The sequence below is a fragment of the Ruegeria sp. BI7 genome (assembly GCF_056537925.1).
This window is the reverse complement of sequence record NZ_JBQFSK010000009.1, coordinates 148,508-174,608: the sequence shown is the minus strand read 5'-3', so window position 1 is coordinate 174,608 and position 26,101 is coordinate 148,508. Positions and strand designations below refer to the sequence as shown.

The 26,101-nt window shown below is 52.2% G+C and carries 25 protein-coding genes; 13 read left to right on the top strand and 12 right to left on the bottom strand.

Annotation, left to right across the window (positions count from 1 at the left end):
- Positions 1-53: 53 nt before the first annotated feature.
- Positions 54-713, bottom strand: a complete 660-nt coding sequence (locus ACR0JB_RS17975; protein WP_170397387.1) for a response regulator — start codon at positions 711-713, stop codon at positions 54-56.
- A gap of 38 nt (positions 714-751) precedes the next feature.
- Positions 752-1,393 (bottom strand): hypothetical protein, encoded by a 642-nt coding sequence (locus ACR0JB_RS17970; RefSeq protein ID WP_217354382.1) that lies wholly within the window; start codon positions 1,391-1,393, stop codon positions 752-754.
- Between the two features lie 206 nt (positions 1,394-1,599).
- Between ACR0JB_RS17970 and ACR0JB_RS17965 the strand changes: the two genes are divergently transcribed.
- A complete protein-coding gene (locus ACR0JB_RS17965) occupies positions 1,600-2,829 on the top strand; it encodes a hypothetical protein (protein ID WP_170397375.1) in 1,230 nt (409 codons plus the stop codon).
- A 695-nt stretch (positions 2,830-3,524) separates the two neighbouring features.
- On the opposite strand, the gene ACR0JB_RS17960 is transcribed toward ACR0JB_RS17965, so the two are convergent.
- Positions 3,525-4,367 (bottom strand): helix-turn-helix transcriptional regulator, encoded by an 843-nt coding sequence (locus tag ACR0JB_RS17960; RefSeq protein WP_170507116.1) that lies wholly within the window; start codon positions 4,365-4,367, stop codon positions 3,525-3,527.
- 528 nt (positions 4,368-4,895) lie between these two features.
- Between ACR0JB_RS17960 and ACR0JB_RS17955 the strand changes: the two genes are divergently transcribed.
- The 11 genes from ACR0JB_RS17955 to ACR0JB_RS17905 all read left to right on the top strand — a co-directional run bounded on the left by ACR0JB_RS17955 (position 4,896) and on the right by ACR0JB_RS17905 (position 14,948).
- Positions 4,896-5,075, top strand: coding sequence for a Flp family type IVb pilin (locus ACR0JB_RS17955; protein WP_170397392.1), 180 nt, complete (start codon positions 4,896-4,898; stop codon positions 5,073-5,075).
- Between the two features lie 144 nt (positions 5,076-5,219).
- Positions 5,220-6,179 carry a Flp pilus assembly protein CpaB gene (gene cpaB, locus ACR0JB_RS17950; protein WP_170397394.1) on the top strand — a complete coding sequence of 320 codons (960 nt, stop codon included), beginning with the start codon at positions 5,220-5,222 and terminating at the stop codon, positions 6,177-6,179.
- A 9-nt stretch (positions 6,180-6,188) separates the two neighbouring features.
- On the top strand, positions 6,189-7,721 hold the full coding sequence (locus tag ACR0JB_RS17945; protein ID WP_170397396.1) for a TadE/TadG family type IV pilus assembly protein: 1,533 nt from the start codon (positions 6,189-6,191) through the stop codon (positions 7,719-7,721).
- A gap of 14 nt (positions 7,722-7,735) precedes the next feature.
- The gene (locus ACR0JB_RS17940) at positions 7,736-8,233 is read left to right on the top strand and encodes a TadE/TadG family type IV pilus assembly protein (protein ID WP_170397398.1); all 498 of its coding nucleotides are present in this window, start codon (positions 7,736-7,738) and stop codon (positions 8,231-8,233) included.
- The gene (locus tag ACR0JB_RS17935; RefSeq protein ID WP_170351519.1) at positions 8,230-8,877 is read left to right on the top strand and encodes a TadE/TadG family type IV pilus assembly protein; all 648 of its coding nucleotides are present in this window, start codon (positions 8,230-8,232) and stop codon (positions 8,875-8,877) included. Before ACR0JB_RS17940 ends, ACR0JB_RS17935 begins: the two co-directional genes overlap by 4 nt.
- Positions 8,874-10,103: a CpaE/TadZ family protein gene (locus tag ACR0JB_RS17930; RefSeq protein ID WP_170397400.1), complete on the top strand. Its 1,230-nt coding sequence runs from the start codon at positions 8,874-8,876 to the stop codon at positions 10,101-10,103. Before ACR0JB_RS17935 ends, ACR0JB_RS17930 begins: the two co-directional genes overlap by 4 nt.
- 12 nt (positions 10,104-10,115) lie before the next feature.
- Positions 10,116-11,507 (top strand): TadA family conjugal transfer-associated ATPase, encoded by a 1,392-nt coding sequence (locus ACR0JB_RS17925; protein ID WP_367648225.1) that lies wholly within the window; start codon positions 10,116-10,118, stop codon positions 11,505-11,507.
- Positions 11,504-12,472 carry a type II secretion system F family protein gene (locus ACR0JB_RS17920; RefSeq protein ID WP_170397402.1) on the top strand — a complete coding sequence of 323 codons (969 nt, stop codon included), beginning with the start codon at positions 11,504-11,506 and terminating at the stop codon, positions 12,470-12,472. Before ACR0JB_RS17925 ends, ACR0JB_RS17920 begins: the two co-directional genes overlap by 4 nt.
- A 14-nt stretch (positions 12,473-12,486) precedes the next feature.
- The gene (locus ACR0JB_RS17915; RefSeq protein WP_170397403.1) at positions 12,487-13,473 is read left to right on the top strand and encodes a type II secretion system F family protein; all 987 of its coding nucleotides are present in this window, start codon (positions 12,487-12,489) and stop codon (positions 13,471-13,473) included.
- A 712-nt stretch (positions 13,474-14,185) separates the two neighbouring features.
- Positions 14,186-14,503, top strand: a complete 318-nt coding sequence (gene cutA, locus ACR0JB_RS17910) for a divalent-cation tolerance protein CutA (protein WP_170397405.1) — start codon at positions 14,186-14,188, stop codon at positions 14,501-14,503.
- 175 nt (positions 14,504-14,678) lie between these two features.
- A complete protein-coding gene (locus ACR0JB_RS17905) occupies positions 14,679-14,948 on the top strand; it encodes a LysR substrate-binding domain-containing protein (protein ID WP_170397407.1) in 270 nt (89 codons plus the stop codon).
- Positions 14,949-15,332: 384 nt separating this feature from the next.
- Here ACR0JB_RS17905 and ACR0JB_RS17900 read toward each other — a convergent pair whose 3' ends face one another.
- The 8 genes from ACR0JB_RS17900 to ACR0JB_RS17865 form a co-directional block, all read right to left on the bottom strand.
- A complete protein-coding gene (locus tag ACR0JB_RS17900) occupies positions 15,333-16,343 on the bottom strand; it encodes a DUF2955 domain-containing protein (protein ID WP_170425527.1) in 1,011 nt (336 codons plus the stop codon).
- Positions 16,333-17,397: an HlyD family secretion protein gene (locus tag ACR0JB_RS17895; RefSeq protein WP_170362165.1), complete on the bottom strand. Its 1,065-nt coding sequence runs from the start codon at positions 17,395-17,397 to the stop codon at positions 16,333-16,335. The genes ACR0JB_RS17900 and ACR0JB_RS17895 overlap by 11 nt, the downstream gene beginning before the upstream one ends.
- Positions 17,394-18,473: an AI-2E family transporter gene (locus ACR0JB_RS17890; RefSeq protein ID WP_170397411.1), complete on the bottom strand. Its 1,080-nt coding sequence runs from the start codon at positions 18,471-18,473 to the stop codon at positions 17,394-17,396. Before ACR0JB_RS17890 ends, ACR0JB_RS17895 begins: the two co-directional genes overlap by 4 nt.
- Before the next feature lie 176 nt (positions 18,474-18,649).
- Positions 18,650-18,919 carry a potassium channel family protein gene (locus tag ACR0JB_RS17885; protein ID WP_367647833.1) on the bottom strand — a complete coding sequence of 90 codons (270 nt, stop codon included), beginning with the start codon at positions 18,917-18,919 and terminating at the stop codon, positions 18,650-18,652.
- 334 nt (positions 18,920-19,253) lie between these two features.
- Positions 19,254-20,495 carry a membrane dipeptidase gene (locus tag ACR0JB_RS17880; RefSeq protein WP_480790158.1) on the bottom strand — a complete coding sequence of 414 codons (1,242 nt, stop codon included), beginning with the start codon at positions 20,493-20,495 and terminating at the stop codon, positions 19,254-19,256.
- Positions 20,496-20,544: 49 nt separating this feature from the next.
- A complete protein-coding gene (locus ACR0JB_RS17875; RefSeq protein ID WP_170397414.1) occupies positions 20,545-21,723 on the bottom strand; it encodes a carbohydrate porin in 1,179 nt (392 codons plus the stop codon).
- Positions 21,720-22,424: a DUF3299 domain-containing protein gene (locus ACR0JB_RS17870; RefSeq protein ID WP_254437424.1), complete on the bottom strand. Its 705-nt coding sequence runs from the start codon at positions 22,422-22,424 to the stop codon at positions 21,720-21,722. The genes ACR0JB_RS17875 and ACR0JB_RS17870 overlap by 4 nt, the downstream gene beginning before the upstream one ends.
- Before the next feature lie 86 nt (positions 22,425-22,510).
- Positions 22,511-23,908: a metal-dependent hydrolase family protein gene (locus tag ACR0JB_RS17865; protein WP_170397418.1), complete on the bottom strand. Its 1,398-nt coding sequence runs from the start codon at positions 23,906-23,908 to the stop codon at positions 22,511-22,513.
- A 139-nt stretch (positions 23,909-24,047) separates the two neighbouring features.
- Here ACR0JB_RS17865 and ACR0JB_RS17860 point away from each other — a divergent pair, with 139 nt between their 5' ends.
- The gene (locus ACR0JB_RS17860; protein ID WP_170397420.1) at positions 24,048-25,049 is read left to right on the top strand and encodes an AraC family transcriptional regulator; all 1,002 of its coding nucleotides are present in this window, start codon (positions 24,048-24,050) and stop codon (positions 25,047-25,049) included.
- A 241-nt stretch (positions 25,050-25,290) separates the two neighbouring features.
- Here the strand turns inward: ACR0JB_RS17860 and ACR0JB_RS17855 are convergent, their stop codons facing one another.
- Positions 25,291-25,998: an IS6 family transposase gene (locus tag ACR0JB_RS17855; protein ID WP_170397422.1), complete on the bottom strand. Its 708-nt coding sequence runs from the start codon at positions 25,996-25,998 to the stop codon at positions 25,291-25,293.
- Between the last annotated feature and the right edge of the window lie 103 nt (positions 25,999-26,101).

The following is a 26,101-nucleotide window of genomic DNA, read 5'->3' as shown; positions in this document are numbered from 1 at the left end:
CAATGCCCCAGATGCAATCCCTCCAAGCAGTGCCCGTTGCCGCAGCGACAACATCAAACTGAATCGATCATATATCCGCGACCCCGGACCGTTGTTATCAGGTCAGGTCCCAATTTATTGCGCAGCCGGTTTATGAAAACCGCAATGGTGTTCGAATCTCGGTCACCGTTATATTCGTAGATATGTTCCGAAAGTTCGGATCTGGGGATCAGGCGACCGGCGTTGTGGGCCAGGTAAGTAAGAACAGCTATCTCCTGGGCTGTTAAGTCGATCGGGACGCCATCAACCGTCACCCGCCCATTGCGTGTATCAAGAACGACATTGCCCATCTCGATAATGGGGTTCAGCTGCCCACTCTGACGGCGCAAGATGGCGCGGACACGCGCGGCCAGCTCGGGCAAATGGAATGGCTTGGTCATGTAATCATCTGCACCAGCATCCAATCCGTCGACCCGTTCGCTCCAACCATCGCGTGCCGTCAGGATCAAAACCGGAGTTTTTATACCCGCGCTGCGCCAGTCGCGCAAAACCGAAATGCCATCTCGTTCCGGAAGCCCGAGATCGAGGATGATCATGTCATATGGTTCGGTAGTTCCCAGATGCTGGGCATCAATTCCGTTGTGGACAATATCGACCACGCGGCCTTCAGCATTCAGCAGCTTTTTGATCTGTTCGCAAAGGTGCGGTTCGTCTTCTGCGAGTAATACTCTCATACTTTGTTTCTATAGGCCTGCTAATAATTTTTTAACAACTATTTTCTGCCACCGCCATTACCGCCGGAGTTGCCGTTACCGTTGCCGCCGGAGTTGCCGTTACCGTTGCCGCCAGAGTTGCCGTTGCCGCCAGAGTTGCCATTACCATTGCCACCGGAGTTGCCGTTACCGTTGCCGCCAGAGTTGCCGTTGCCGTTGCCACCTGAGTTGCCATTACCGTTGCCACCTGAGTTGCCATTACCGTTGCCACCGGAGTTGCCGTTACCGTTGCCGCCGCTATTGTTGCTCTGATTGCCCTTACTGCTGGTTTGTCCTTGCGAGTTGGATTTGGCAGAATTGCCTGGTGTGGACTTGGCTGCATTTGAAATCTGGCGTCCGATATTTGAACGATTGGGCACAACGACACCGGTTTGAGCATTCACGATAACACTTATGATCTTCCCATTGGGTTTCTTTACGAGGATCCGATAGTAGACCTTGTCAGTCTGGAACGCGCGCGCATTGACCGGCGTTCCACCAAAGACTTTTTCAACGCCTTTTAGAACCCTCTTTAACCTGATGGTGCTGCCCGTCGTTGTCACTTTGCGCAATTCGGATTGCTTTAGTTCGCGCACAGCAGCATGCCCTTCCCCAACCTGGAGAAAGGCGAACAGACAAGCGATGATAAAAAGCTTTCTCATACTCAGTACTCAATATCGCGTAACCGCGCCTCAATTCTACAGATATTAAGATGAACTGGCGATGAACGGTCGGTTCGTCGCAGGTTCAACGATAATAGGCTTAAATTTGTCAGTTAGTTCCCGATTCCGACACGCGCACTCGTGCTGTCATGTTTCCACGCATTTCATCGTGTGTGGAACTTCGCATTCAACAAACGAGGACCGTCATGAAGATCAATACGACCAGCCTAATGAAAGCCTCTGCAATCGCAATCGCCTTGCTGGGATCGACGGCAATTGTTGGCGCATTCACGTTCCCTGATGCCGCCTATGCCAAGCAAGGCAAAGGAAACGGCGGTGGCAACGGTAATGGTGGTGGCAATGGCGGCAATGGAAATGGGGGCGACAAGGGCAACAGCGGTGGTAAAGGCAATGGCAACAGTGCGAGTAGCGGCAAAGATAAAAACAATGGTAACGGGTCAGCCGCATCCACGAACGGAGCAAGCAAAGCGGCCGGAAAATCTGGTCACAAGTCAAAAGGCTCCGCAGGGGTCAATTCGAGGTCTTCTAAGAAGGGTCAATTCTCTCTGAAAGGCTTGCTTGGCGGTAATAAAAAGCAAACTGCCAAAAAAACGCAAAGGAAGGGAATTGGTGGCCTGTTCAAAGGTAGCAAGCCAGTAACCACCGCAAAACAAACAAAGACTACTTCGGTCAAGCGGTCCTTGCGCCCGCCAAGCAGAAAAGCGACGATTCTGGAAGATAGTACGCTTGCGCTTGAACCGCACAATCTCGGCAAGCTAAACGGCGCCATTAACTCCAGCCCCAAAGCAAAGCTCGCTCATATTGCAAACGGTCAGTATAAGAAAGGTACCGGGCCGGTCAGCCTTGCAGCAGGCCTTGCCGTTGCGGACACCGAATTCAATCACATCATGGGTGAAGACAACACGTTAAGCCCCAAAGACGTGAAAGAAATCAACGCAGCGCTGGATTACTTGGACGAAGCCCCCCTGTCATTGGAGGAAGCTGAGGATATCCTTGCCAATGAGGAAGCCAACCCTGGGACAACTGACCCTGAAGCTTTGGAAGACGCGCAAGCCGTTAAAGATGCGCACGACATAACCACGGATGAAGATGGTAATCCGATTGATCGACCTACGGAAGATCAGTTGGCGGCCGCAGAAGCCGTGCATCAGGCAGAAGACAACCTTTTGGATCACCACAAGGGCGGGTTTTCAGAAGATGACGCCATCGCAACGCAACAGCAGGACAATGTTCTCGACGCTGTACGAGCCTCTAATCCTGACGAGGAAGCAGTCAAAACCGCGCTTGGCAGTTCGTATGACGAAGACAAGTATGATGACGACGATCACGATGAGGATGAAGCCAATACAGATCCGGTCGATGACGGTCAGACGCCTGAGGGAGAACAAGTGGAAGAACTTGTTAGCAACGGCTAAGTATTCTGCCAACGAGACTCCGGGCGACGCTTTTGCCTTGCATTCGTCTAACATGAACCAGAAAAAGTACCTTAATTCTGAACCTTAGCTTAACACAGCAAAAAAGCCCGCTCGGATTGGAGCGGGCTTTTGCATTAGTGTTTTCCCGGGTAGGACGTTTCCCGGGAAAACTGCAGACGTCAAGATGTAGGGTCAGACGTCCTTCTTGCTCTTTCAAGCTGCTCATTCCTTGCGATAGCTTTCAGAGCAATTTCGACAGGCGGGAAACGCCCGCTTCTGGATTTCGTGATGTTAGACAAGTGTTTGCGCGCGGTGGAACGTGGCGGTTCCAAGTGTGTAGGAACCTGATCCATAGCGCTTTCAGTGGCAGACTTAATCATGCAGTTCCCCTTCCAGGGAGCCAAGCACCCATAACTGTCTCGGCTCGGTGGAAGGAGTATGCGCGATGCCTGTTGAACACCACGAGAACACATTGTTCACCTTTGGTTAAAGTTGTCGCCGGAACGTAAACAATGTGTTGAATTGCTCTTCGCCGCTTGTAACCAAACTATAAATTTGGGTTGCTCTAAGTTTTATTCGAAAAACATCAGCCATGCTTGGCTTTGTGCCATAGCTTAGCCGTCGAACAGACCGAGGGCGACTTGCTCGGTTTTATAGCTAACCAGGCGCGTTGCAGAACTGGCATTCCATTACTGTCAACCGAAGTGAGCTGTTTCAGCGTCTCTGGACCTGCGGCCTGCTAGAATTTTTTGGTTTAACAAGTGCAACAGTTCGACTTGATTAGAGGTGCCCGTCTTCGAAAATACCGAACTGAGATGCGAACGAACAGTTGTTGGGCAGACAGTCAGGGCTTCTGAAACCTTTTTAACTGTCATTCCTTCCTTCAGCATAGCGCAAACCCGAAACTCGCACCGGCTAAGCCCTGCTGGATTTTGAGGGCCCAGGATTGGAACATGCTCGGTATCCGAAACTTTTTTCAGATTATGATTACGACCCTTCTCCAGATACGAGGAGATTGAACCAGGCGTTCGCTTGCACCAACCTGACGCCAGTGTCGGCGCCAACATGGCTAGTAGGTCCAGCTCATATTGGGCAGGTTCATGCCTGAAATGCAGCTCGATGTGATCCACATGCCCGCCGGTTGTATCAAGCGGAACCACGATCACCTCGCCCAGCGCCTTTAAATTGCCCTCAAAATGACGAAGCGTTGCTGTGTTGCCCGCAACCAACGCGTCTGACAACGTCCAAATTGAGCCCATCCGTGCCGTCAGAAAACTTTCACCCAGAACCCGTTCCACCAGAGTTTGAGGTTGAGAGGGCCAAACCTTTCCTTCCTCGCTGCAACACCGGGCAATATATTTTACTTTTCGTTCCACCTTAAGTGTACGTGCAATTAATGCGGCATCCGCATTAACTAACTTTATTAGCTTATTTAAAACCTGTGGAATGGAGTTTTTGCTCGTTAAAGCATGCGTCCATTCCATAACAAAATTGAAACTATTTTGCGCCTGGGCGCTCTTGGAGAAACTGATACTCATTACCCTACTAACCAAAACAACAAACGTTGCGAGGCAGAACTTTCTGCCGCGGCCCCACCGCAATTACAAACTTGTTCGGGGTTCATGGGCCCAGCAACTGATTTTAAGACCATGCCTATAGGGCAAAAAAAGAGTGAGCAGTTTCCAATATTTGCATAACTATCTGTAATTATGAGGTAAAACCTAGATACCGAAAAACAAATTCCCGACACTTGGATGCCTCAAAGAAAAGATATAGCGACGAGTATTATTGAGCTTTCCAGCCACAGTTGCACTTCGAATCGCCGCATTGTTTCCAGACTGACTGATTCGATTGAAGATTAAAGCCTTGTTAATGCAGTATTTATTTTAATCTCCCTTAAGAAGCTTCAATGGTAATTGAATCTCCTATTACGTGTATTTTTCCTATTTTTCGCGGAAGGCGGAAGTTTTCATCACCGCTACCGTTATTTCAGAGCCAATGCGAAATGCCTGGCTTGCGCTGCGACAAACGTAGCGTGGATTTCAATTTAACCTTTCGGGGGAAACATGACCAAATTTATGAAGAAGTTTGTCAAAGAAGAAAGCGGCGCGGCAATTGTAGAATATGGCCTTGCCCTTTTGGTTGTCGCGTCAATTGCAGTTGGTGCGTTCAGCTTCCTGGGTAGTGAAACGGCCAACAATGTGGGTCTCGCGTGTGACGCTCTGAGCCTCACCAACCCCTGCTAAGCCAACAGCAAAATTCAGTTGGCGAACCACAACATAATTCTGCGCCCTCGCACCAGCGTAGCGGCGCAGAATAAACCGCCGGGATTTTCGAAATCACCTTTGTAGAAGTTTCGAAATTTTTGAGCGTAACTTTTGGAGACAGAGATGCGTATCAGACCAGTTATTACCACATTATTTGGAATTGCGATTGCTTCAGGCTCTGTGTTCCTGGCGAAAGATTACATCCAATTTAACACGACTGCATCCAGTGCTACGACGAACGCCGATCTCGTTGAGATCTACGTTGCGCGCTCAGAAATCGCATTTGGTCAAACAATAGAAAATCATCACGTCACAACTCATCTCTGGCCACGCGAAGCGCTACCTGCCGGGGTTTTCACCGAGTTAGGCGTACTTGTTCCGGATAATCGCCAACAGCTGCGTCGCGCTAAGGGGCGGTTCTATCCCGGTGAAGTCATGCTTCTTTCGAAAGTTTCGAATTTTGGCGAAAAGGTCACGCTGGTCCAAAAGCTGGGGGAAAACACACGCGCCATGGCGATCGAAGTCGATGCCGTTACCGCGGTCGGCGGATTTGTCACTCCGGGTGATTGGGTAGACATCGTTTTGACACAAGGTGCGAAAATGGATTTGCGCGCTGTGACCATTTTACAGAAAATCCGCGTTATTGGTGTGGATCAGCAATCCGAAGAACTGAGTGATCAGCCCGAAATTGCCCGTACGATCACAGTAGAAGTGACCCCTCAGCAAGGTCAGCGCCTGGCTTTGGCCCAAAAGGCCGGCACCCTGAGCCTTACCCTTAGAACGCTGGACGGTGTCGAGGATGAGCCAATGGAAATGGTTCGCCTGCGCGATCTTCTGCAAGAAGAAGGCCCGGTTGAAAAAGTCGATGCACAACCGACAGTTAGATTGAATCGCGGCACGGAATCCGAAGTTGTCGTGATCCAGAGGAACTCCCGCGGAGCCGACGAAGCGACAGAAACGGAGACGGGTCCCCAGACGGAATCCAGCAATCAGACGGATGCCCCGTCTACCCCGACAACTGTCAACCCAGAGGTCAAGCCAAAAGCCCGCTCGATCGAAGTTAGCCAGAACTCTGCACAGTAAGTCTGCGCCATGCATTTGAAAGCCAACATATCATTCTTTGCCAGGGACGAACGCGGCACGGTCGCCATCCTTTGGGGCACAGCATTTGTCGCATTTCTCGGGTTCTTTGCGATCACGCTGGATGTAGGCCGAATGAACTCGACCCATGCAGAGCTTCAGTCCTTCGCGGACCACGTAGCCCTGGCAGCCGCTGGTGAGTTGGACGGACAACCCGACGCCATCACCCGCGCAACCAATGCAGCGGCCAACTTGATCAGTGACAGCCAGACGTTTGCCAATGGGTCCGCCACGCTTTCGGGTTCATCGGATTATACGCTTTCGTTTCATTCCGCCCTGCCGGCATCGGACCTCACGCCGTTGGGCGCAGATGTCACGACCAACCCAAGAGAAGCCAAGTTTGCTCAGGTCGTGCTAACGCCCAAATCCCTTAGCATGAACCTTGCTTCGGCTTTGGACCGGATGCTTGGCGGAAGCGGCATATCGGCCAGCGTTTCGGCCGAGGCTGTCGCTGGTTACTCCAAGGCAGCCTGCGATATCTCACCTTTGATGTTCTGTCTGCCGCCGAACTGGGAAAATACCCTAACCGTCGGCGACCAAATCCTGCTGCGAAGCGGTGGCAATGGAACTGCCTGGGGGCCGGGTAATTTTGGTTTTATCGACCTAGCGACATTTGAAGATACCTCTGGTGTATGTGCGGATGAAGGCGGGAACAAACTAGCCTGCCTTATCGCGGCACAAAGCCAGATCACGCAATGCGTGCTGACCAATGGTCTGGATACGGAACCGGGTCAGAAGGTCGGTATCACCAATGCGGCATTCAATGTCCGCTTTGATATCTACCGCTCTGTCCTCAACGGTGAAAAGAACAATCCAGACTTTGCGCCGGCCCCGAACGTGATCAAGGGCATCCAGAAGAAGGGTGGCGGTGCTTGCATTCAGGGTAATGAAGAGGCCTCGCCTAATACAACGGCCCTTGGCCGCGACACTTGCATGGCTGCGGGTACCTGTGGCGGCAACAACCGGTTTGGAGACGGGGTCTGGGATCGCGAAGGATACATCAATGAAAATTACGACCTTGCAGACGGTATTCCGAACAACGGGGTTGGCAACATTGACCACCTGCCTTCACTAACGGGATCGGATACTGTCTTTGCCAATACGCGGTACGGAATGTACCTGAGAGAGATCGCGTACGGAAACTCCCTTTCCAATCCCAACGCGCCAGATATTCTGGATCCGGGTCTTTCCGAAACCGGGCGTCCGATGTGTTCGAACCAAATGTCGACTGACCCGGCGCGTCGAGTCGTGACCGCGGCAGGCATTGATTGTACTCAAAATCCAGTCAGCGGCTCGACCACGGGCGTTCCGGTCACAAAGTTTGTTGCTGTCTTCCTGACTGAACCAGTCGGGGATGATGGCGGCTCGCCACCAAGCTTTGACATCCATGGCGAAGTTGTCGGCTTCCCTGACGTTTCAGGTGTCGGCAGCGGCGGCAATGGGTTCGGCGGTATCTTTCGCGACCTCGTGCAACTGTATCGGTGATGGGGCGCAGGATCATGAAAACTCGCTTCGCAGAATCCCTCAAACGCTTTGTAAAAAGAGATGATGGCGCGATCCTTGTGGAATTTGGCCTGGTCATGCCACTCATGCTGTTGCTGCTGGCGGTCACGTTGGAATCTGCACGTATGATGTGGTCATACCAATCGGTCATAGCAGGCGTTCGCGACGCCAGTCGCTATCTGTCCAGAGTCACTCCGGCAGATATCTGCACCTCTGGCGGTTCTGTTGCAGGGCTTACTACAACATTGAAAGGCATCGTCGAGGACGACAAAAATGCCAATAGCCTGTTTCCACCCAGCATAACGGTCAATTCGGTGACACCCAGCCTGTCCTGTGTGTCTGGAACCTATAGGGTCAACCCAGCCCCAGTAGGCACGGTCAGCGCAAACATCACTATCCAGTTTCCGATGGGCAGCATCCTGTCCCTCTTTGGCAGCGGACTATCGTCCGTGACGACGGATGTCTCTGACACTTCACGGATTTTCGGACAATGAAAGGTCAGCTTCATATCCACACGCGCTTGCTTCGCCGAGGGCAGAAAGTTCTTCAGGATCAAGGCGGCGGCGTTCTTGTAGAGTTCGCCATTGTCGTCTCCCTGTTTCTGTTTCTCTTCATGGCGCTACTGGATTTCGGCCGCATGTCCTATAGCGTTGCGAATGCTCAAAAAGCCTCGCAACTTGCTGCGCGCATTGCAGTCGTACGACCGCCTGCGTGCCCCGGAGTGCCCACGACGCATCAGCGAGGCACATCTACTTCGTCACCGAGATTTGGTACGTCCTGCAGTGCCTCGGCCGGGGTTTGTGCGGATCCTCAAACCCCTTCGTGTTCGGGTGTCGCAACCAATGCTACGGCCTCGGAAATCTGGACCCGGATTAGCCCGCTTTTGCCCCCGGATGCCACAATAGACAACTTACAGTTTCATTATGACTTCAATCCCAATCTGGGTTTCCTGGGTGGCCCGTATACACCCATGGTCTCAGTCGAATTGAACCTTAACGATTTTCAATTCGTGTCACCGTTGGCCGCGCTGGCAAACGCCGCAGGCGCAACGAACAGCACAATACCTTCGACAGTCGGTTACTCAAACTTCAGCGTCTCGCTGCCTGCTGAAGACCTTGCATTAGGAGAGTCAGGATGAGAGATCAGAGTGTTTTCACACCCAAATCACAGGCAATTATGCTTGTTTCGGAAAACGAAGAGATCGCGCAGCTGGTTGCGGATGTCTTTCCCGTAAATGAGGAAAATAAAGTCACCAGGAACGGGGCATCGTTTCAGATGTTGAATGGAACTGCCCTCGATCTTGCATTCAAGCACGATCTGGTAATCTTTGAAATCGACCCTGATGACACAGGAGAGCTCCGCGCTATCGAGGCCGTGCTGGCGCATCGCGACGATGATACCTTGTTTGTTGCGCTTACTCAGAATGATCTGTCGATCACCAAAGCGCGCGAGTTGTACAAGATCGGTATTGATGAGGTTTTGCCGCTGTCAATTGATGGCGAAGGTTTGAAAGCCGCAGTTAGTGAAAAACTAAATGCGCGTGCGGTTTCGCAAACCACTATTTCAGACGGTTCTTCGGCGTTGGGCAAGGTGATACCAGTCGCAAAGGCGCGCGGTGGAATCGGGGCTTCAACAGTTGCTGTCAACCTCGCGTGCTCGCTTGTCGGCGGCAAGGGATCTTTCTTCAGGAAATCCGCAAAAAACCGAGTAGCCCTTTTGGATTTTGACCTTCAGTTCGGAAACTCGAATGTCTTTCTGGACATCGAGGACAACGGCGGATTCCTTCAGCTAATTGAAAATTCTGAAATTCCTGATGATCACCTTTTGTCTTCGATCCTGCAAGAGCATGGGCTTGGCGTTGACGTTCTGTGCGCGCCTACCCCGATGGTGCCCCTGCAATCGATGCGGCCTGATCTGATCGAAGGAATGCTGAACCTTCTGCAACAGCGCTATGATTATATAATCATCGACCTTCCCTGCGCCGTTGTTGAATGGGTTGAACCTATTTTCAAACGGGCCACCAAATTGGCTTTGGTTACCGATACTACTGTCCCCTGCGTACGCCAGGCGCGGCGGTTGATTGATTTCTACCGCGAGGCAAACGTTGGCCTTCCGGTGGAGTTCGTGGTCAACAGAGAGCGGAACACTTTGATCAAGCCTTCGCATGTCCGCGAAGCCGAGAAGGTATTGAAAACAAGCCTGAAACACTGGCTTCCCGACAATTCGAAAGTTGCCAGAAATTCCGTAGATCTTGGACGGCCGATTGTGGACATGAAGCCGCAATCGGACCTTGGAAAAGCCTTGGCAAAACTGGCCGCTGCGGTCTCGGCTGAAACTCAGCCCGTGGCAACGAAGAAAGCGTAAAAGGAGATCAACGTGTTCAACGAATTTAGATCACGCAAGGTTGCTTCCAAGTCGAATGTGCTGACACTGGATCGACCCATTGACATGCCCACCAAATCCAAGGCGACTCCTGACCCAGTGGACGTCGACCTGCAGGCGCATCTGGAACTCAAAAGCCGCTTGCATGGTGAGCTTCTGGACCGGCTCAATCTTTCAGTAATCGACAAGGTTGAACGATCGGAATTGAAACGCCAGATCGCATCTTTGGTAACCGGCCTGATCGAGGCTGAAAACCTGCACATGCGGTCTGAGGCTTTCACTGCGCTGGTTGATGAGCTTATCCACGAAGTCATGGGCCTGGGGCCATTGGAACCGTTGCTGGAAGACCCGACTATCAACGATATTCTCGTAAACTCTTTTGATCAGGTGTACGTCGAACGCTTTGGTCTTCTGGAGTCTTCTACTGTTCGCTTCCGCGATGAACGTCACTTGCTACGGATTATCGACAAGATCGTCAGCAAAGTTGGTCGGCGTATCGATGAGTCTCAGCCCTGGGTTGATGCGCGTTTGGAAGACGGCAGCCGCGTTAACGCAATTATTCGGCCGTGTTCCGTCGATGGACCAGCTTTGTCAATTCGCAAGTTCTCCCGCAACCCTCTGACAATAAAAAAGCTTGTTGATCAGAACAGCATGAATGATCAGGCAGCCAAACTCCTTGAGGCACTTGTCGAAGCGAGGTTGAATATCCTCATCTCAGGCGGTACCGGCACGGGTAAAACAACCATGCTGAACGCTGTATCGTCGTTTATCGATGGCAAACAGCGTATCGTTACCATCGAAGACGCTGCCGAACTTCAGCTTCAGCAAAGCCATGTTGTACGTCTTGAAACCCGCCCTCCAAATGCTGAAGGGCAAGGTGTAATCACCCAACGTGATCTGGTTCGCAATGCCCTGAGGATGCGGCCTGACCGCATCATCGTTGGAGAAGTTCGTGGATCAGAATGTTTTGACATGCTTCAAGCCATGAATACGGGCCATGACGGATCGATGACGACCGTTCACGCAAACTCGGCGCGTGATTCACTAAGCCGAGTTGAGCAGATGGTGACAATGCTTGGCGCTGACTTGCCGATCAGAACCATTCGGTCGCAGATAGCTTCGGCCATACAGATCGTACTCCAACTCAGCCGCCTTAGCGACGGCACCCGCAGAGTCGTCAGCATCTCCGAGATTACCGGCATGGAGGATGACACGATCACGATGCAGGACATCTTTGTTTTCAAACGTCGCGGCAAATCGGAGGACGGACAGGTACTGGGAGAGTTCTTGCCTACCGGCATTCGTCCAAAATGCTTCGATCAGTTGGTTGCCGCAGGGGTCGACGTAGACACCAACATGTTTATTCGTGGGGCTATGTCGTCATGATTGACCTGCAACCGAACACCCTGAACATTCTGTTCTACATTTCGATTTTCCTTGGAATTCTTCTTGCTTACGAAGGAATACAGCAGCTTTTCCTGCGCAAGGAATCCCTCAGCGAGGCTAGAAATCGGCGCATGAAGCTGATCCAGGGGGGCGCCTCAACCGATCAGGTTCTGCAATTGCTACGTGACCCTGCGATGACGGCTCCTGGCGAAAAACCCAGTTTGATCGCCCGTTTTCGTCGTCTGCTTGTCCAGGCCGGGCTGACGATCAGCCCGATCTGGGTGGTCCTTGCAGCCACCTGTCTGGCCATGGCGGCCTTCGTCGCAATATCCCGATTCCTTGCCCCGGAAATTGCCGCAGCTCTGAGCGTCCTTCTGGCTGGCCTTCTGCCGCTGCTGGCACTGATCGCTATGAAGGATACCCGGGCCAAAAAACTGACGAAACAGTTACCGGATGCATTGGAGCTTATGGCCCGTGGCCTGAAAGTCGGGCACCCCGTGGCTGTAACTGTCGGGAACGTGGCGACAGATCTTCCGGACCCGATAGGTAGTGAGTTTGGCATAATTCAGGACCAAATTAACTATGGCGACGACGTGGCAACGGCGTTTCAGGATTTTGCAAAACGTGTCGGAACAGAGGATGCGAACTATCTTGCCGTCAGCATCGGTATTCAGCACGGCACCGGCGGCAACCTTGCCCGTGTCCTAAGCATTCTGTCCCAGGTCATCCGTGACCGGCAAACCATGCAAAAAAAGATCAAGGCCATCTCTGCCGAAGGGCGTCTTAGCAGTCTAATTCTCACGGTCCTGCCAGTGTTCATCTACTTCTCAATCGAGATGTCCACACCTTCGTTCTACGGCGATGTCCGAAACGATCCGCTGTTCCCATATTTCGCGAGCGCGATAGTCGGTCTGACGATTGCCCAAGGACTTATCCTGAAGCGGCTCGTCAAATTCAAATTCTGAATGGGAGCGGAAAAATGGAATTTATTCAAAATGTTCTAAACGGCCAAGACCTTCCCCTTCAGTATCTTGTGTTGGGTGGGATTGCCGTAAGTGTTTTCTTTGTAATCCTCGGAATCTCTGGCATGACCGCAACCGATGACACGGCCGCGCGCCGGATGCGGGTCGGATCAATTTCTCGGGGGCACGGAACAGATTTTGACCTCATACAGGGGGATGACAGCGACCCGCACGGACTGCTTAAGGCATTTGTGCCCTCGTCGAAACGCGAACGTTCCCGAATTGGCAGAATGCTTAAGCAAGCTGGTATTCAGCGCAAACATGCGGTCCGATCATTTTATCTTTTCCGTTTGGTGATGGGTTTTGTGCTTCCAGCCGCTTTCGTAATGGCTTTGTCGTTGCCGCTTGAAACTCAGGTTCAGCTTGGGATTGCTGGCCTATTGCAAAGCATCACCTGGGTGAACGCATTGCAGATTGTCACCGCTTTGATGGTAACCGGTTTCTACGGTCCAGCACTCTGGCTGCGGCACCGTATAAGAAAGCGCCGCCAGGCCATCGAACACAGCCTTCCAAATGCACTGGACCTGTTACAGGTGGCGATTGAGGCCGGGCTCGGATTTGACGCCGCAATGGTGCGAGTGGCGAATGAGATGGCGCATGCGGCACCGGAGATTTCGCAAGAGTTCACGATACTCCAACTGGAACTGCAAGCTGGCAAAGAGCGTCAGGCCGCCTTTATGGACATGGCCGAACGCGTCGGCATTGACGAGGTCAGCTCTTTCGCGAACGCCTTCCTTCAATCCAATCAATACGGCACCAGCATTTCCGCTTCGCTGCGCAGATTTGCCACTGATATGCGTATCGATCGCGAACTGCGCGCTCAGGAAAAGGCCAACCGGCTACCAGTTCAAATGTCAGCCGTAATGGCCATGTGCATGATGCCCGTTCTACTGCTGATCTGCCTGTCGCCGATGGTGATCCGATGGATCAATATGTTTGGGTGATGGTTGGGTGTAGTCTGAGAATTGAAGGAACAAAGAATCTTCTTTGAGCTGCAATGGATGACACGCTTTAGTTATCTGCTTTTAGTCAAATTCTAATCCTAATACCTTGCTAACGCTAAATTTTGCTGGATTAAAGCACCAGGTATCGGTCGTATTCCAGGCGGCGTCCACTAAGCGCGAACGAACCCAGCCTCACAGGGGATCGTCTCGATTTCTCTTCGGTCCAACGCCCGAGCCAGATGAATCGCGGCAAATTCAAACTGCTCTGCCATTTGACCCAGTGTTACATAACGAGCCACAAACGCTTGCAGGCTTTGGGCAGTTATATAACAACGGTAGTGCTGCGTGTCCGGGTTTCGCACCGTGACCTGATTTAGAAAGCCGCCATTCCGCAACCGCCAGATCGATATCACATTTATTTTCAAGCGTGCAGCCGCATCCAAGAGCGGCAGGTCGCCAGAAAATGCACGCTCCTGTCTTTCTCAGCCTTCAGCTTGATCGATCAGCAAACCAGCCAAACCTTCGACTTCTGGATCACGCGACACGCCTGTCAATCGACCTGCCGCCCAATCGGTGACAACGCGTGCCAAAGGAACCCGGCCATTCTCTGAGTGGTACGCAGATGGCGGTGATACGTTGTAGGAGTGACAATGGCGTCGAAATGGTCCCGTGTTAGACTAAGAACTTAGGTTTGGCGTTTGTGAGATTGCAGATGATAGTCAAAATTTGGGTCAACTGCCCATCCGAGAAAGTCGCTGACCAGATCGCGGACAAGCTTCTTGAAGAGCGTTTGGTTTGCTCATCGAACCGCTACACTGCGACTAGCAGTAAATATCTCTGGAAGGGAAAAATCGTAACCGCACGGGAGGTCCCACTTCTGCTGAAAACCCGAAAGGAACTTTTTGGCGCAGTCGTTGAAGCGATCCGCAGGATGCACCCTTATGAGACGCCCAGTATTCTCTCGATTGATGTTGACCAAGCCAACGGTGAATATCTTGAGTGGATAATTGAAAGCACGCGCGAGATCTAACCAAAGCTCAAACTAACGGCCTATAACCGCTGTATCTTTGGGCTCACTACCGACTTTCTCTGCGGCGAGTTCGGACAAGCAGATAAGCCCTGACCGGGCGTTGATCGTAATTCGGTTACTTGTTCGCTCAGCGATCCGACGCGCTTGTAGTGCAGAACGTCCATCGAATAAAGGGATGCAAAAGCTGCGCCTGCCCGGGAAACTTGTCATGAACCAAACCAATACTTATCGCGAAGCACTGGTGCGTGGGTTGGGGATCGGATTGCTTCCAGAAATCATGGCGACAGATTTGGTGGAAGCGGACCAACTTGAGCCAATCAATTTAACAGGGCAGTTCCCGGATGTTGGAGTGTTTGCAGTCTACCCCGAAAAAGCCTTCCAACCTCGCCGGGTTGGTCTATTTCTGGACCACCTTCGACAACAGATCAAACAACATCCGGCCTGACCGAAAAGGTGCCCCCGCGCTGACTTCAATTGCACAAAGCCGAACTTGGGATGTTTGCAGCGAACGGCGGCTCCGTCCCGCGTTGCGGTCATCGGCAACAGGGGGCTTGAGCGGCAGGCTTTCACAGGCACTGGATGATTGGTGGTGCCGTAACGAACCATGAACGTCGCCGAAGGGGTGTTATGTGAAGCGATCTCTGGTTGAGTGGTCAGCTCCTTTGCGGATCAAACGAACCATTACTAAATCGCCGGATAGCAGTCATTGATCCTGCGCGCGGAGAACGTCTGTTTCGAGCCCAAGGCGGTCATTGTGGTTTTGTGCAGTGCGCGCATACAGCTGGAGGATCTCTGCTGGTTTCGGTTCCAAGCCTCATCGCAGCTAACCTCATTGAATTGCCCGGCGCTCTTTTTCCGGCCAGAATTCATCTACCACGACATATGCGATGATTACAAAAAAAGCGGCGCTGGCAACTTGCAATACGCGAGTGATGCTCTTGACGTCAGCCTCGTCCGAAAACGGTGCAACCGAACCGCCATATACAATCAGAGCTGTTGTAATAGCGGAACCGGCGGCGGCGGCGAGCGGTACTTTTGACTTTCCAAGTGCTCCGAGTGTTAGGCAAAAGAAAAAACACAGCAGAATGGGGGTTATAATAACCGGAGCTATTACGTTTATTTCGTAGCATATGATGGATACTGCCGCCCCAAGAAGGTTTGCCGTCAGCATAGCTTTTGCAACTGTTTTGCCTGCAGCGGGCATCGCCGCAAGCTGCTGGCTCAGCAGGGCGACAAAAAACAGAACCAGTAGTGCAGATGCGCCGGAAACAAAAAACGCCAAGGCAAACGGCACTGTTACAAGCGACATCCTGACTATTCGGCGATGTGGGTCGAAGTGGGGCGTCGATGCGGCCTTCTTTTGAGTGGGCGTTTGAGGTGCAGCGGGTATCAACACGAACATTAGCGTCGATACAAAGCCTGCAAACAGCAGGTTCAAGGGTATCCAATACACGAGCACCAAAGCCAGATCCTGTGATTGCAAAACCAAGTTCGGGATCATCAGTGCGCCCATCAGGGCAATGACGCCCGGTAAAACTCCGGCTCCGGAAACCGACCACATGAAAGACAGGATTATTCCTATGGCCACCAGAATGAGAAAAACTAGAGGATATGGTGAGAAGATTGACGACACCAAGAATGAAATGAACATCAATCCAATCGAAAAGACAAACAGCTTAGCAAATGCTGCCAGAGGCAATGCAGCGGGCGCCTGCAAAAACAGTGCGGTGAACACCGCCCCAACGACGGCGAGTGGCCAGCCAAGAAATAAGCCCAAGGAAAAGACGCCGGTAACACCAACCGCAAGCCGGGCGACAGAGCGTTGGTCCTCAGTACGCATAAGACAGAATTGAGACCAAGCGGATGTAGGTGCGGCCTACGAAGTTCAGTAACGAGTTGTCGCTTAGGTACATAATCACATCGGCCTGTCCGTTCAGCTGAAAGCGAAGATCATCTTCGGTGCTTCCGGCTTCATAGCCCGGCAAAACGATCCTGACTGGGAACCTTTCAGGCTCCCGCAAAAAACCTTTGGTACTTGGCGGGCTCGCCAATTGCCCGGGCTCATCACCGCCACTTAGGGAAACGGCCGCGCTAAAGCTCTCGATGACGCCCGGAACTATCTTACCGGGATGCATGTCCAACACTACATCAACCGGAGACCCTATCGAAGCTCTTCCTAGGTTGTTCTCGGTAAAATACGCCTCGATCCAGACGTCCGTTGCATCAAGAAACGTCAACAGGTCCTGGCCGGATCGCGCATACGTTCCGGGGGCTATCAGCAAATTAGTGATGACACCTGTCGCCGGAGCACGCAGTTCCGTCCATTCAAGGTTCAGTTCTGCATCCGCCAAGGCCGCCAACGCGCGCTGGATTTTCGGGTTTTCAATCCCGTCGTCACCAAGCCTTTGTTTTGCTTTTTCCAGATCCGCTTTTGCGTTCTCAAAGTTTGCCTCAGACTCTGCCAATTGCCCTCGTGCATCATCGGCCTTTGAGACGGCAATCAACCCTTTCTTTTCGAGCGCAAACACACGTTCGGTCTGAATGCGCATCGTATCCAGATCACTCTGCGCCCTTGCGAGTTTGGCTTGTGCTGCACTTACCTCTGCCGAAGACGCACCCACCTCTTGGGTCGCCGCTTCAAGATCAGCTTCCGCCTTTGAACGCTCGATTTCGTAGGGCCTGGAATCTATTCGAACCAGAACATCACCTGCCGAAACGACTTGGCCGTTTTCTACCAAAACTTCCGTTACCGTTCCGGTCACCTGAGGCACGATTTGTGTGGCCACCGCTTTTACTCTGGCGTTCCCGGTAAATGGCGTTTTTCGATCAGCGACCAGATACCAGACAAGAAAAATCAGTATGACAGCCAGGGTTGTCCATATCGTCTTCCTCATTTCGCGGCACCTTCTGCAGCGGCCTCGGCTTCGGGCGAAGTATCAATCCAAACCTTGAACAGCTCATAGAACACAGCAAAGAGTACCGGCCCCATAAAGACGCCGATCAAACCGTACGCCATCATACCTCCGAGAACACCGATGAGGATGACCAACATGGGAGTCTCAAGGCCTTTTGAGATGAACACGGGTCTTAGGAAACTGTCCATTATCATGACTGGAACGGCCAGTATGGTGAAGATCAAAGCTGTTCCGCCGGACATGGAACTCCATGCATAGATAATAACCGGTATAAGAACCAATCCGGGCCCGATTTGGATAATCGAGAGTATCAGGCAGATAAATGCCAGCGTGGCGGCCGAAGAAATCCCAAACAATGCCAACAGTATCCAAACGAAAACCGCCTGAATGGCTGCTACGCCAATCACGCCTTTTGTAACGTTCCGGATCGTTGCGCCCGCGAGTGTCACGAATTCACCACCGCGCGGTGCAAAGACACGGTTGGCAAAGCGCTGAAGACCCTGGACCAAATTTGGCCCGGGGCTGAACAATGCCCCCATAATCAACACGGACAGAGCTAAGCCAAGCAGGCCGATTCCGATGCCCAGCACCTTTCCGAAGAGCGATTTGGTGATCTCAAGGATTTGCGTGCCATATTTTGCAAGCGCGCCGTCAAGATTGCGCTCAAACATTCCCCAGACATCGGCTATTTTGTTTCCCACCAAGGGCAACTCCTTGAGGCCCTCGGGCGCAGGTGGGACTTTCAACTCACCTTTGTCTGCTTGTTCCGCGAATTCAGACCCAAGTTCTGCGGCACCAGACACCGCAGTAGCGACTGGCCCGAGGGTCAGAACAAGGCCCAACAAAACCAAGATCGTCGTGGCAAGTTTTTTCCGCCCTCCCAGCTTGGACTGCAGCCAATCAAATGCCGGGTATAGCGCCACACAGAGGATCGTTGCCCAGATAACCACGCTCGCAAGCGGGGCCACCATGACTAGGGCGCTGTAGAGGAACAGTCCGAGAAAGAGCAATCGTATTGCCAGATCGACAATCTTTGCGTCCTGTGTCTTTTCCATTCCATCCCTCCATGTGTTTTTCGAATGTTACACTCAAAAAACATAATATGTATATTTTTTTGAATTTTGGTGATCATCTATCAGCTTGAAGACACAAATGAATCCAGGCTACGGCTTTAGGTGTCCAGTCAAACCAATGCCTGGGCGTGAACTCGGTTTGGCCAAATTAGGATAATCTACTTGTCCGCTTTTGTGTCGTCCTGGGACAAGATCGTATCCGCCACTGTGGTTGCTGCAGTCACGAAGACACCCAGACCTACAATGATGTATACCATCGTAAAGATCTTCCCTGCCGCGGTTTCGGGTGAGAAGTCACCAAAACCCACGGTCGAGATGGTCACGACAGAAAAGTAGATTGAGTCGAGCCAACTCCAACCTTCGACAAAGTGGTAAAAGACCGAGGCCCATAAAATCATTCCAACTGTGAAGGCAAGAATGCCTTTCACTCTACCGTCCCTGAAAGCGACGCCTATCCCTCGTGTTATTCTGGTCAGTGAATTCATTGCACCCTCATCTTCGAATAATTGCATTTGTATCAGAGTTGAGGATTTACGGAAGGAACAATGCTGATTTACTGAAAGCTGCCCAATAAGAACTCTCAACCAGAGTCCCAGATTCATCGATGCTACTCTGCGCGCGATGGTCCGACAGGTACAGATAAGCGGATCCCTTCATTCGAGTGATTTGGAAGCATGAACAGCCGTAGAGGTTCTATTTTGCAAGCTAGCAATCGAGCCGTTCGCCTACGCGCCAAGTATCTTGCTGCTAGGTCTTACGTCTCTAACGCGAATAGAACCCATCACGAAGTTCTTGCCTTAGGCGCAGACGCTCTGGGTACTCTTTCAGGAATAGTTCGGGCGGTTTGCCCTCCCAAACTTGCGCATAAACTCGCATCTTGTTACCGCCATAAATCTTCGCAAGGTCTTCGTTTGAATAGCCTCGCGTCCAAAGGTCATCGGTAATCGCCGCAAGGATTTTGGCAAGTTCGCCGTTACCGGTGGCTCCTTTGTTGAACGCGTCGATCATGTAGCCGCCGTCGTCGTACATGCTCGCGTTTGCAGTTGCGAACTGTACGACTAGTTCAGTCGAGAACATGTCGTCCGTTGCAATCCCAACATGGTCGACCCCCACAAGTTGGACATAGTAGTCGATCATATCAGCAGCTTGCTGGGGTGAGATATCCTCAGGCCAAACACCGTCCATCATCCATTCGGTGAAGGTCGGAGAAATATAGCCGCCCGATTTGGCCGCACGCAGCGCCTCGTCGTCGGGAATGGCCCGATAACAACCGCGTGTCGTGGCATTGGGTTCGTTCGCATAAAGCCCAGCTGGGACAGAGTGTGTATATACATAGGGCACACCGGGATAGTTTTCATCCATGTAGTCCATGGCGTCGTTGGCCGTTTTTGAACCCGTGTGGCTTAGGTCAAGCAAGATACCGAACCGCACCATTTCATCGATGACCGACTTCCCCCAAGGTGTCAGACCAATGTCGCGCCCGTTATAGGCCGCCAACTGCCCCGATCCGGTTCGGAAAATGTCATTGTATGTCAGGATCATACTTTTGATCCCCATATCCTTTAGCAATGCCATTTTCTTAAGATCGCCGTTCAGGATTGTGGCGGTTTGGCTGTTCCAGATGACGGCCGTCTTGCCTTGTATATGGGCGGCTTCGATATCTCGGGTTTCATTGACGATCAGGTAGTTTTCCGGTTGCTGTGCCATGGCTGAGCGAAAGTGATAGTGCTGCTCTAGCAGGGTTTCAAACGACATATCCGCAGCAGCCAGCGTCATCTCGTGTCCCGTAATGCCGTTGTCCCGAGCGCGCGTGAAGTAAGTATGAAGCTGGTCGTAGTCGGTCCAACCAGTGCCGTAGGGGCTGGCCAACATGCCGAGGACGATGGTGTCTTGTACGAATTGCTTCGCCTCTTCTGATGCACCCCAAGTCTTGCTTTCCTCGCTCGCGTGTAGTGCGCAACCTAGAGTGATCGCGATAGCGCTTACGGCCAACATGGTCTTCATGACAGTACCTCATTAACTGCTTTGTTTTTACCGCCGCATTCGAACCGCCTCAGAAGACGATCCGGGTTCTTAGACCGAACAGCGTAATGCTATCCTGAGTGGGGTTCAGCAGCGGGTCAGAAATGAACTGTAGTGATGGCGTGATCTGCAGTCCGGGCGAGATTGAAAACCGGTAGAATGCTTCGAGCGTGAACTGGTCACCGTCTATGCCTCTTGCCTCGGCCCAGTTCAGGCCCAGCCCGGCCAAATCGGTGTTGCGACCATAGTAGCCCAGACCTGCTGAGACGGACCGGTCATAAAGCGCTGCGGTACCCTTTGAGGCCCCAGCCCGAAAGAACGGCATCCACTTATTGTCAACAAACCATGCGGCAGAGAACGCAGCGCCGTAATCTTCCGCTCGACTGCCATCGTCAGCCGCATCCGCATGCCAAAGGGTCAAATGGATGTTGTCGAAGTAGATGCGATCAAAGCCGGAGGTGTAACCAAGCTCGAGTGATTTGAAGAGATTGCCGTCGCTAAACACATCAAAGTTTGGATCAGACGGGTCGGCGTTTGCGTCTGAGACGCTGGCAACAGCGTAGAAGTTTTCGCTCAGCTTCACTCCACCGGCAATGCCAAGGCCTTGATTGGGTGTGTTAATAGTCGGATTGGTATTGAAAGACAGGTTTTGGAAACCACTGTAGGGGCTGACCAACCCATAGATATCCACAAAGTCCGTTACATCAATCTGGCCAACTTGCAGCGTCCACGAACCGTTCTCGGCCCTTTGAGTCCAGAACAGATTGGTCAGCAGCAGACCATTATCGTTGAAGGCTGTTCCCGTGATTGAAAGGGCTCCGCCATCCAGCCCCAAAAACTGTGGGGCAACATCGGTGTAGCTGTGCCGATCTTCGATCTTGAATGTCAGAGAGCCGCGTTCAGTTGCCTGCCAACTACCGTAGAAACGCGCAATCCCACTGGCCGCTTCGCCGGTTCCCAGATCAGCATTTGTGGATTGGCCCAATGCCAAGTAATCAATGTTGAAGCGAAACCCACCCTCAGCCAGTCGGTCTTTCCATTGAAACCAACCCGGTGCGATATTGCGCGGAAAATCGGAACGATATTGTGGGTCGGTTAGCCCATCTCCGGGCTCTAGATCAGCTTCGACCGAAGATGGCCCGGATAGTCCCTGAGCCGACGCTGTGCCAGCGAAGGCAATGCTCAATGCGGCAACCAGAAGTCTTATCATTCAGACGCCTTTGCCCCGCCGGTCTTGCGATTTCCCGCCGCCCGGACGCGATCAGCGGCACGCTGCTTCCATTCCAGCCTATCTGCCTTGGTTTCCAGAGTTTCGACACTTTCTGCTTCCAACTGGAAAGTCGCGCTCATGGGCATCTGGCCATCCACAACCATCATATTCTGAACAGACGGATCGATCGTTAGCGTGCCTGTCAGCCGAACGGGTTCATGAAAATAGCTGGGTGCCCAGCCCCCGTTCAACCGCACACGGATCATCTGGTTGGGCGGAGGTGGAGGCATGTGACTGCACATCCCTCTTTCTGGCACCAAATATGCGACAGGCCGACCGTCTGGATCATTCGGAGCAGGAATGGCAAAGCCCGCCAGTGTGATTGTCTGACCATCGAATTGTGGATTTCCGTTCGTTCCAGCCTTTCTTCGACGTTCCATCACAACTTCGCGCTGATCGAGCAGCCAGTCGACATCAATTCCATCAGTTGCCAAGGCATCCTCAGTCTCGGTCAAAAGCATTTGCCACTTCTGCCGCTCCTCTTCGCTGCCGCCATCCTGCTGCAGCCTGCCGCGCAGTCTTACGACGTAGAGGACATCGTCGAATTGTTCGGGGCTGAGATCTCGATAGGGGTCTTCAAAGACCTGCGCGGACGGGTCAGGTAGGTCAGACCAGTCCAACGCGGTTCCTGGTGTCGCCATGACAGGATGACCACACCAAACCAACCCTGCAAATACTAAGGAGCGAAACCAATGGTGCATAAATTTTCTCCGGCTGTTTAGACAGGTCAATCCAGTGTGTTTTTGTAGATGACGCCGTCCTTCATGATCAGGCGGATCGTATCTGGGCTTTCAGGCCTCGGATCGGCACCGAACCACTGATTACCCGTGCCAACAACCGAGAAGTCTTCAAGCGGGTTGCCGTCAATGAGCAGAATGTCTGCATAGGCTCCTTCCTCAATCACGCCCAATTTGCCTTCGGGATAGGGGTTCATAAACGACCCGGACAAAGCAGCGATTTCACCGCCAGTAGATGTCATTGCGACCAAAGAGGCGTGGGAACCAAAGAACTCATTATTGAGATGCTTTTCATAGGCAATTTGAATATTGCAGGCTGCCACAGAACCTACGCAATCCGTATGAAACCCTCTTTTGGCTGGGCACTCATTCATGTTTTTTATGTAGTCGCCAAAAGCCTGCGTAGCGGACTGTGCCTTTCGTAAGCTGGCTGGGACATCTCGAATGGCAGGAATATCAAAGAGATTTGGATCAAATGCTGTGAGATTGGTTGTGATGTAGGCTCCTTTCTCTTCCATCAGCGCTGATATTTCACAATCAAACATGAACCCATGTTCAATTGATCGCACACCAGCATTCAGTGCCGCCATAATCGTTTCCTTGCGGTAGGAATGGGCCATGACGTAGCTTTCGTATTCGTTTGCAACCTGCACGGCTGCTTCTAATTCTGCCGTCGATCCAGCCAACAACTGCCACGGGTCAAACGCTGAAACTACACCGCCTGATTGCATGTACTTCAGTTGTGTTGCTCCCATCCGGAAGTTGTTGCGAGCAAACTTGTACATTTCGGAGACACTGTCGACTTCTTGGGCCATATTCAGACGGCTGAAGTTGGAAGACTGGCCAACAGGCGCCGTAAAGTTGGCGAAATCAGCATGCCCACCACGTGTACTTAGAAAAGCAGCCGCAGGGTAGAAACGCGGCCCGGCAATGGTCCCGCTGTCGATTGCGCGACGAAGACCTCCATTAGCGCCACCTGCATCTCTTACAGTGGTAAAGCCTTGCATTAAGTACATCTCAGCCATTTGAGTGCCGTGAATCGCGAGGTCTTCCCAAGTGCTGTTGGCTTCCATTGCGGGCAACGTGGGTCCGGGCAGCATCAGGTGTGCATGATTTTCAATAAAGCCGGGGGTCAGTGTCCTCCCTTCTCCGTCAATAACCGTAGCATTAGGGGCGTCAATCGCTTCAGTTGATACAGACGTAATCAGATTGCCCTCGACCAATACGCTGGCATTCTCGATACGCTGTTCATTCACGCCATCGAAGACATGCACGTTGGTAAACAGCGTTTGGGGTTCTTCTTGATCCTGAGCCTGCGCGGACGCTGAAAAACAAAGTCCTGCAGCGACAATTGCCGTCGAGCAAAGCGACATTCGTAGACCGGACATAAGCACTCCCTTCATATTCATGTTTTGCCAACTGTAGCCCGGAAGCCTTTGCCTCGGTTGCCAGTTTCGCATTAGGATGTTCGAATGTGACTGCAAAAATGGCCACATTGTAAATCTAGTCCAAACGAGGGTGACGAGCTTGCCTTTCAACTCCACCTCTCAAGAGCATAGCGAAGGCTTTATTCGCCTCTCCTTAGCTGCTCCGTTCCTGCAATATCTCACCGAACGTAAGATCAATCCGCAACCAGCACTGGATCAGGTCGGCTTGAAAGCCGAACTGTTGTCTGACCCATCCGTGTTCGTTCACTCAGAGTTGGTCTATGGTTTGCTGAATTCCTTCTCAGAAGTGTCAGGGGATCGATATCTTGGCCTGAATGTCGGAGAGACGTTTGACCTGCAAGAGTGGCCTCCGTTCGCTCAAGCCCTGCAATCTACAAAAACGCTGTTCGAGTTTTTTACTCGCTTTATTGGGCTTGTACCGCAGGAGTCCAATTCTGTGCGGCACAACCTTGTCATTGAAGCTGACAAAGCGACTTATCGTATCGATAGGCAACAGGAACCAACTGTCCCACCCATTCAGGTGACCGGTTTTGGTGCCGCAATCTATGTACGTCTATTGCAGACCGTCGTCGGAGATTCTTGGGATTCTTCCCGTGTGCGATGGGAAAGTCGATACATCAATGGTCTGCCTATCAACTACAAGGGGATCGAGGTTGGCCTTGGAGCCGATCCCGGAATGCAAATTAGTTTTCCTGTGGAATGGTTGTATTTGCACCATGTCTCTGAGGGCTCTGCCAGGCCCCAAACCTCACCGAGACAAGAGGAAGAAGTAACCGTGGTGGCTGCTTTGCGATCTGTCTTACGCAACAAACTGGATGAAACCGATCTGGGACCAGAGGTGGTGGCTGGATTTCTGGGGATACAGCCGGAACGGTTTCTGAAAGCGCTTCAACAACAAGGCACGACGTTGCCCCGCGAGATCAAACGGCTACGTATCGATGTCGCCAAAGAGCACCTCAAAGGAGACCAGATGACAATTGCGGAGATCGGTCTCATGCTTGGCTACTCCGACAAGTCCCATTTCACTCGATTTTTTCGAGGCCAGACCGGAATGACACCGACTGCTTTCCGGAAAAAGTAGCGGCTCTCGAACGGAACGGATGCTCAGCAGTTGAAACACTCACGGGCACGTCGTGCGGATTTTGCATTCGTAACAATCACCTGAGTTTTGGCCATTGCGTTGCTGGCGGATCTTTCTGAGGTAGTAAGTACGGCGCTAGTCGGAAGGAACTGTGACGCAACGCCAAGTCGAAGAATGAAACCTAGGAAGGTGCTGTCAGACAAATTCGAACTAGTCTCAATTAGGCCAGTAGAACTGTCCTTCATGCCGCGCCAAGTTCGCGCCACTCGGCGAGAGCAGCGGCGCGTGTCAGCTTGAAGGTGCCTCGGTTGGTGAGAGATCGCTCCTGGTTAAAGTGGTTGTAGGCGGAGGAGTGGACGGCGGCGAATTTCTGCAAACTTTGCATACGCCTGAAGCGCTGCATCGCGCGTTCTCTTCGTCGGAACGGAAGGTGTGAGTTCTCAACCCGGGCGTTAAGCCACCTGCCTGTCTTCTGCTTTTCCGTCGCACCGAGATCTCTGAGCGCGGCTCGGTATGACGCGAAGCGATCGGTGACAACTTCATCCGCAGCACCGTGTCGCCGCATCAATTTCTTGAAAAATTTAAGTGCTGCCTGCTTGTTTCGACGTTTGGTGACAATGGCTTCAAGCACCTCGCCTTCGTGATCAACGGCGCGCCACAGGTAGTGCCGCCGACCGTTTACCTTTACGAAGACTTCGTAGACATGCCACTTCGACCTTGAGTATGCCCGCAATTGCTGAACCCGTTTTCTGCGAATTTCCGAGGCGAACATCGGGCCGAACCTGTTCCACCAATATCGGACGGTCTCGTGGCTTACATCGATGCCACGCTCGTGCAGCAGGTCTTCGACATTCCGAAATGAAAGCGGAAAACGGATGTACAGCATCACCGCCAGGCGGATGATCTCAGGACTGGTTTTGAAGTATTTGAACGAGACAGGTTTGGTCATTGCCAAAAGCTATGCGACCACCCTACCCCGCTCAAGCAATGTTCCTCTGACAAGATCGCCACGGATGACCCAAGCGGTCTCAGCCCAAGGTTTCCGCAAAAAA

Bases quoted from the DNA above. Each gene is read 5' to 3' on its own strand.
- ACR0JB_RS17875 (WP_170397414.1), bottom strand. From the start codon at position 21,723: ATGATAAGACTTCTGGTTGCCGCATTGAGCATTGCCTTCGCTGGCACA.
- ACR0JB_RS17865 (WP_170397418.1), bottom strand. From the start codon at position 23,908: ATGTCCGGTCTACGAATGTCGCTTTGCTCGACGGCAATTGTCGCTGCA.
- ACR0JB_RS17905 (WP_170397407.1), top strand. From the start codon at position 14,679: ATGCAAAAGCTGCGCCTGCCCGGGAAACTTGTCATGAACCAAACCAAT.
- ACR0JB_RS17855 (WP_170397422.1), bottom strand. From the start codon at position 25,998: ATGACCAAACCTGTCTCGTTCAAATACTTCAAAACCAGTCCTGAGATC.
- ACR0JB_RS17970 (WP_217354382.1), bottom strand. From the start codon at position 1,393: ATGAGAAAGCTTTTTATCATCGCTTGTCTGTTCGCCTTTCTCCAGGTT.
- ACR0JB_RS17880 (WP_480790158.1), bottom strand. From the start codon at position 20,495: ATGAAGACCATGTTGGCCGTAAGCGCTATCGCGATCACTCTAGGTTGC.
- ACR0JB_RS17965 (WP_170397375.1), top strand. From the start codon at position 1,600: ATGAAGATCAATACGACCAGCCTAATGAAAGCCTCTGCAATCGCAATC.
- ACR0JB_RS17915 (WP_170397403.1), top strand. From the start codon at position 12,487: ATGGAATTTATTCAAAATGTTCTAAACGGCCAAGACCTTCCCCTTCAG.
- ACR0JB_RS17870 (WP_254437424.1), bottom strand. From the start codon at position 22,424: ATGGCGACACCAGGAACCGCGTTGGACTGGTCTGACCTACCTGACCCG.
- ACR0JB_RS17920 (WP_170397402.1), top strand. From the start codon at position 11,504: ATGATTGACCTGCAACCGAACACCCTGAACATTCTGTTCTACATTTCG.
- ACR0JB_RS17955 (WP_170397392.1), top strand. From the start codon at position 4,896: ATGACCAAATTTATGAAGAAGTTTGTCAAAGAAGAAAGCGGCGCGGCA.
- ACR0JB_RS17895 (WP_170362165.1), bottom strand. From the start codon at position 17,397: ATGAGGAAGACGATATGGACAACCCTGGCTGTCATACTGATTTTTCTT.
- cpaB (WP_170397394.1), top strand. From the start codon at position 5,220: ATGCGTATCAGACCAGTTATTACCACATTATTTGGAATTGCGATTGCT.
- ACR0JB_RS17890 (WP_170397411.1), bottom strand. From the start codon at position 18,473: ATGGAAAAGACACAGGACGCAAAGATTGTCGATCTGGCAATACGATTG.
- ACR0JB_RS17930 (WP_170397400.1), top strand. From the start codon at position 8,874: ATGAGAGATCAGAGTGTTTTCACACCCAAATCACAGGCAATTATGCTT.
- ACR0JB_RS17900 (WP_170425527.1), bottom strand. From the start codon at position 16,343: ATGCGTACTGAGGACCAACGCTCTGTCGCCCGGCTTGCGGTTGGTGTT.
- ACR0JB_RS17975 (WP_170397387.1), bottom strand. From the start codon at position 713: ATGAGAGTATTACTCGCAGAAGACGAACCGCACCTTTGCGAACAGATC.
- ACR0JB_RS17945 (WP_170397396.1), top strand. From the start codon at position 6,189: ATGCATTTGAAAGCCAACATATCATTCTTTGCCAGGGACGAACGCGGC.
- ACR0JB_RS17940 (WP_170397398.1), top strand. From the start codon at position 7,736: ATGAAAACTCGCTTCGCAGAATCCCTCAAACGCTTTGTAAAAAGAGAT.
- cutA (WP_170397405.1), top strand. From the start codon at position 14,186: ATGATAGTCAAAATTTGGGTCAACTGCCCATCCGAGAAAGTCGCTGAC.
- ACR0JB_RS17935 (WP_170351519.1), top strand. From the start codon at position 8,230: ATGAAAGGTCAGCTTCATATCCACACGCGCTTGCTTCGCCGAGGGCAG.
- ACR0JB_RS17960 (WP_170507116.1), bottom strand. From the start codon at position 4,367: ATGAGTATCAGTTTCTCCAAGAGCGCCCAGGCGCAAAATAGTTTCAAT.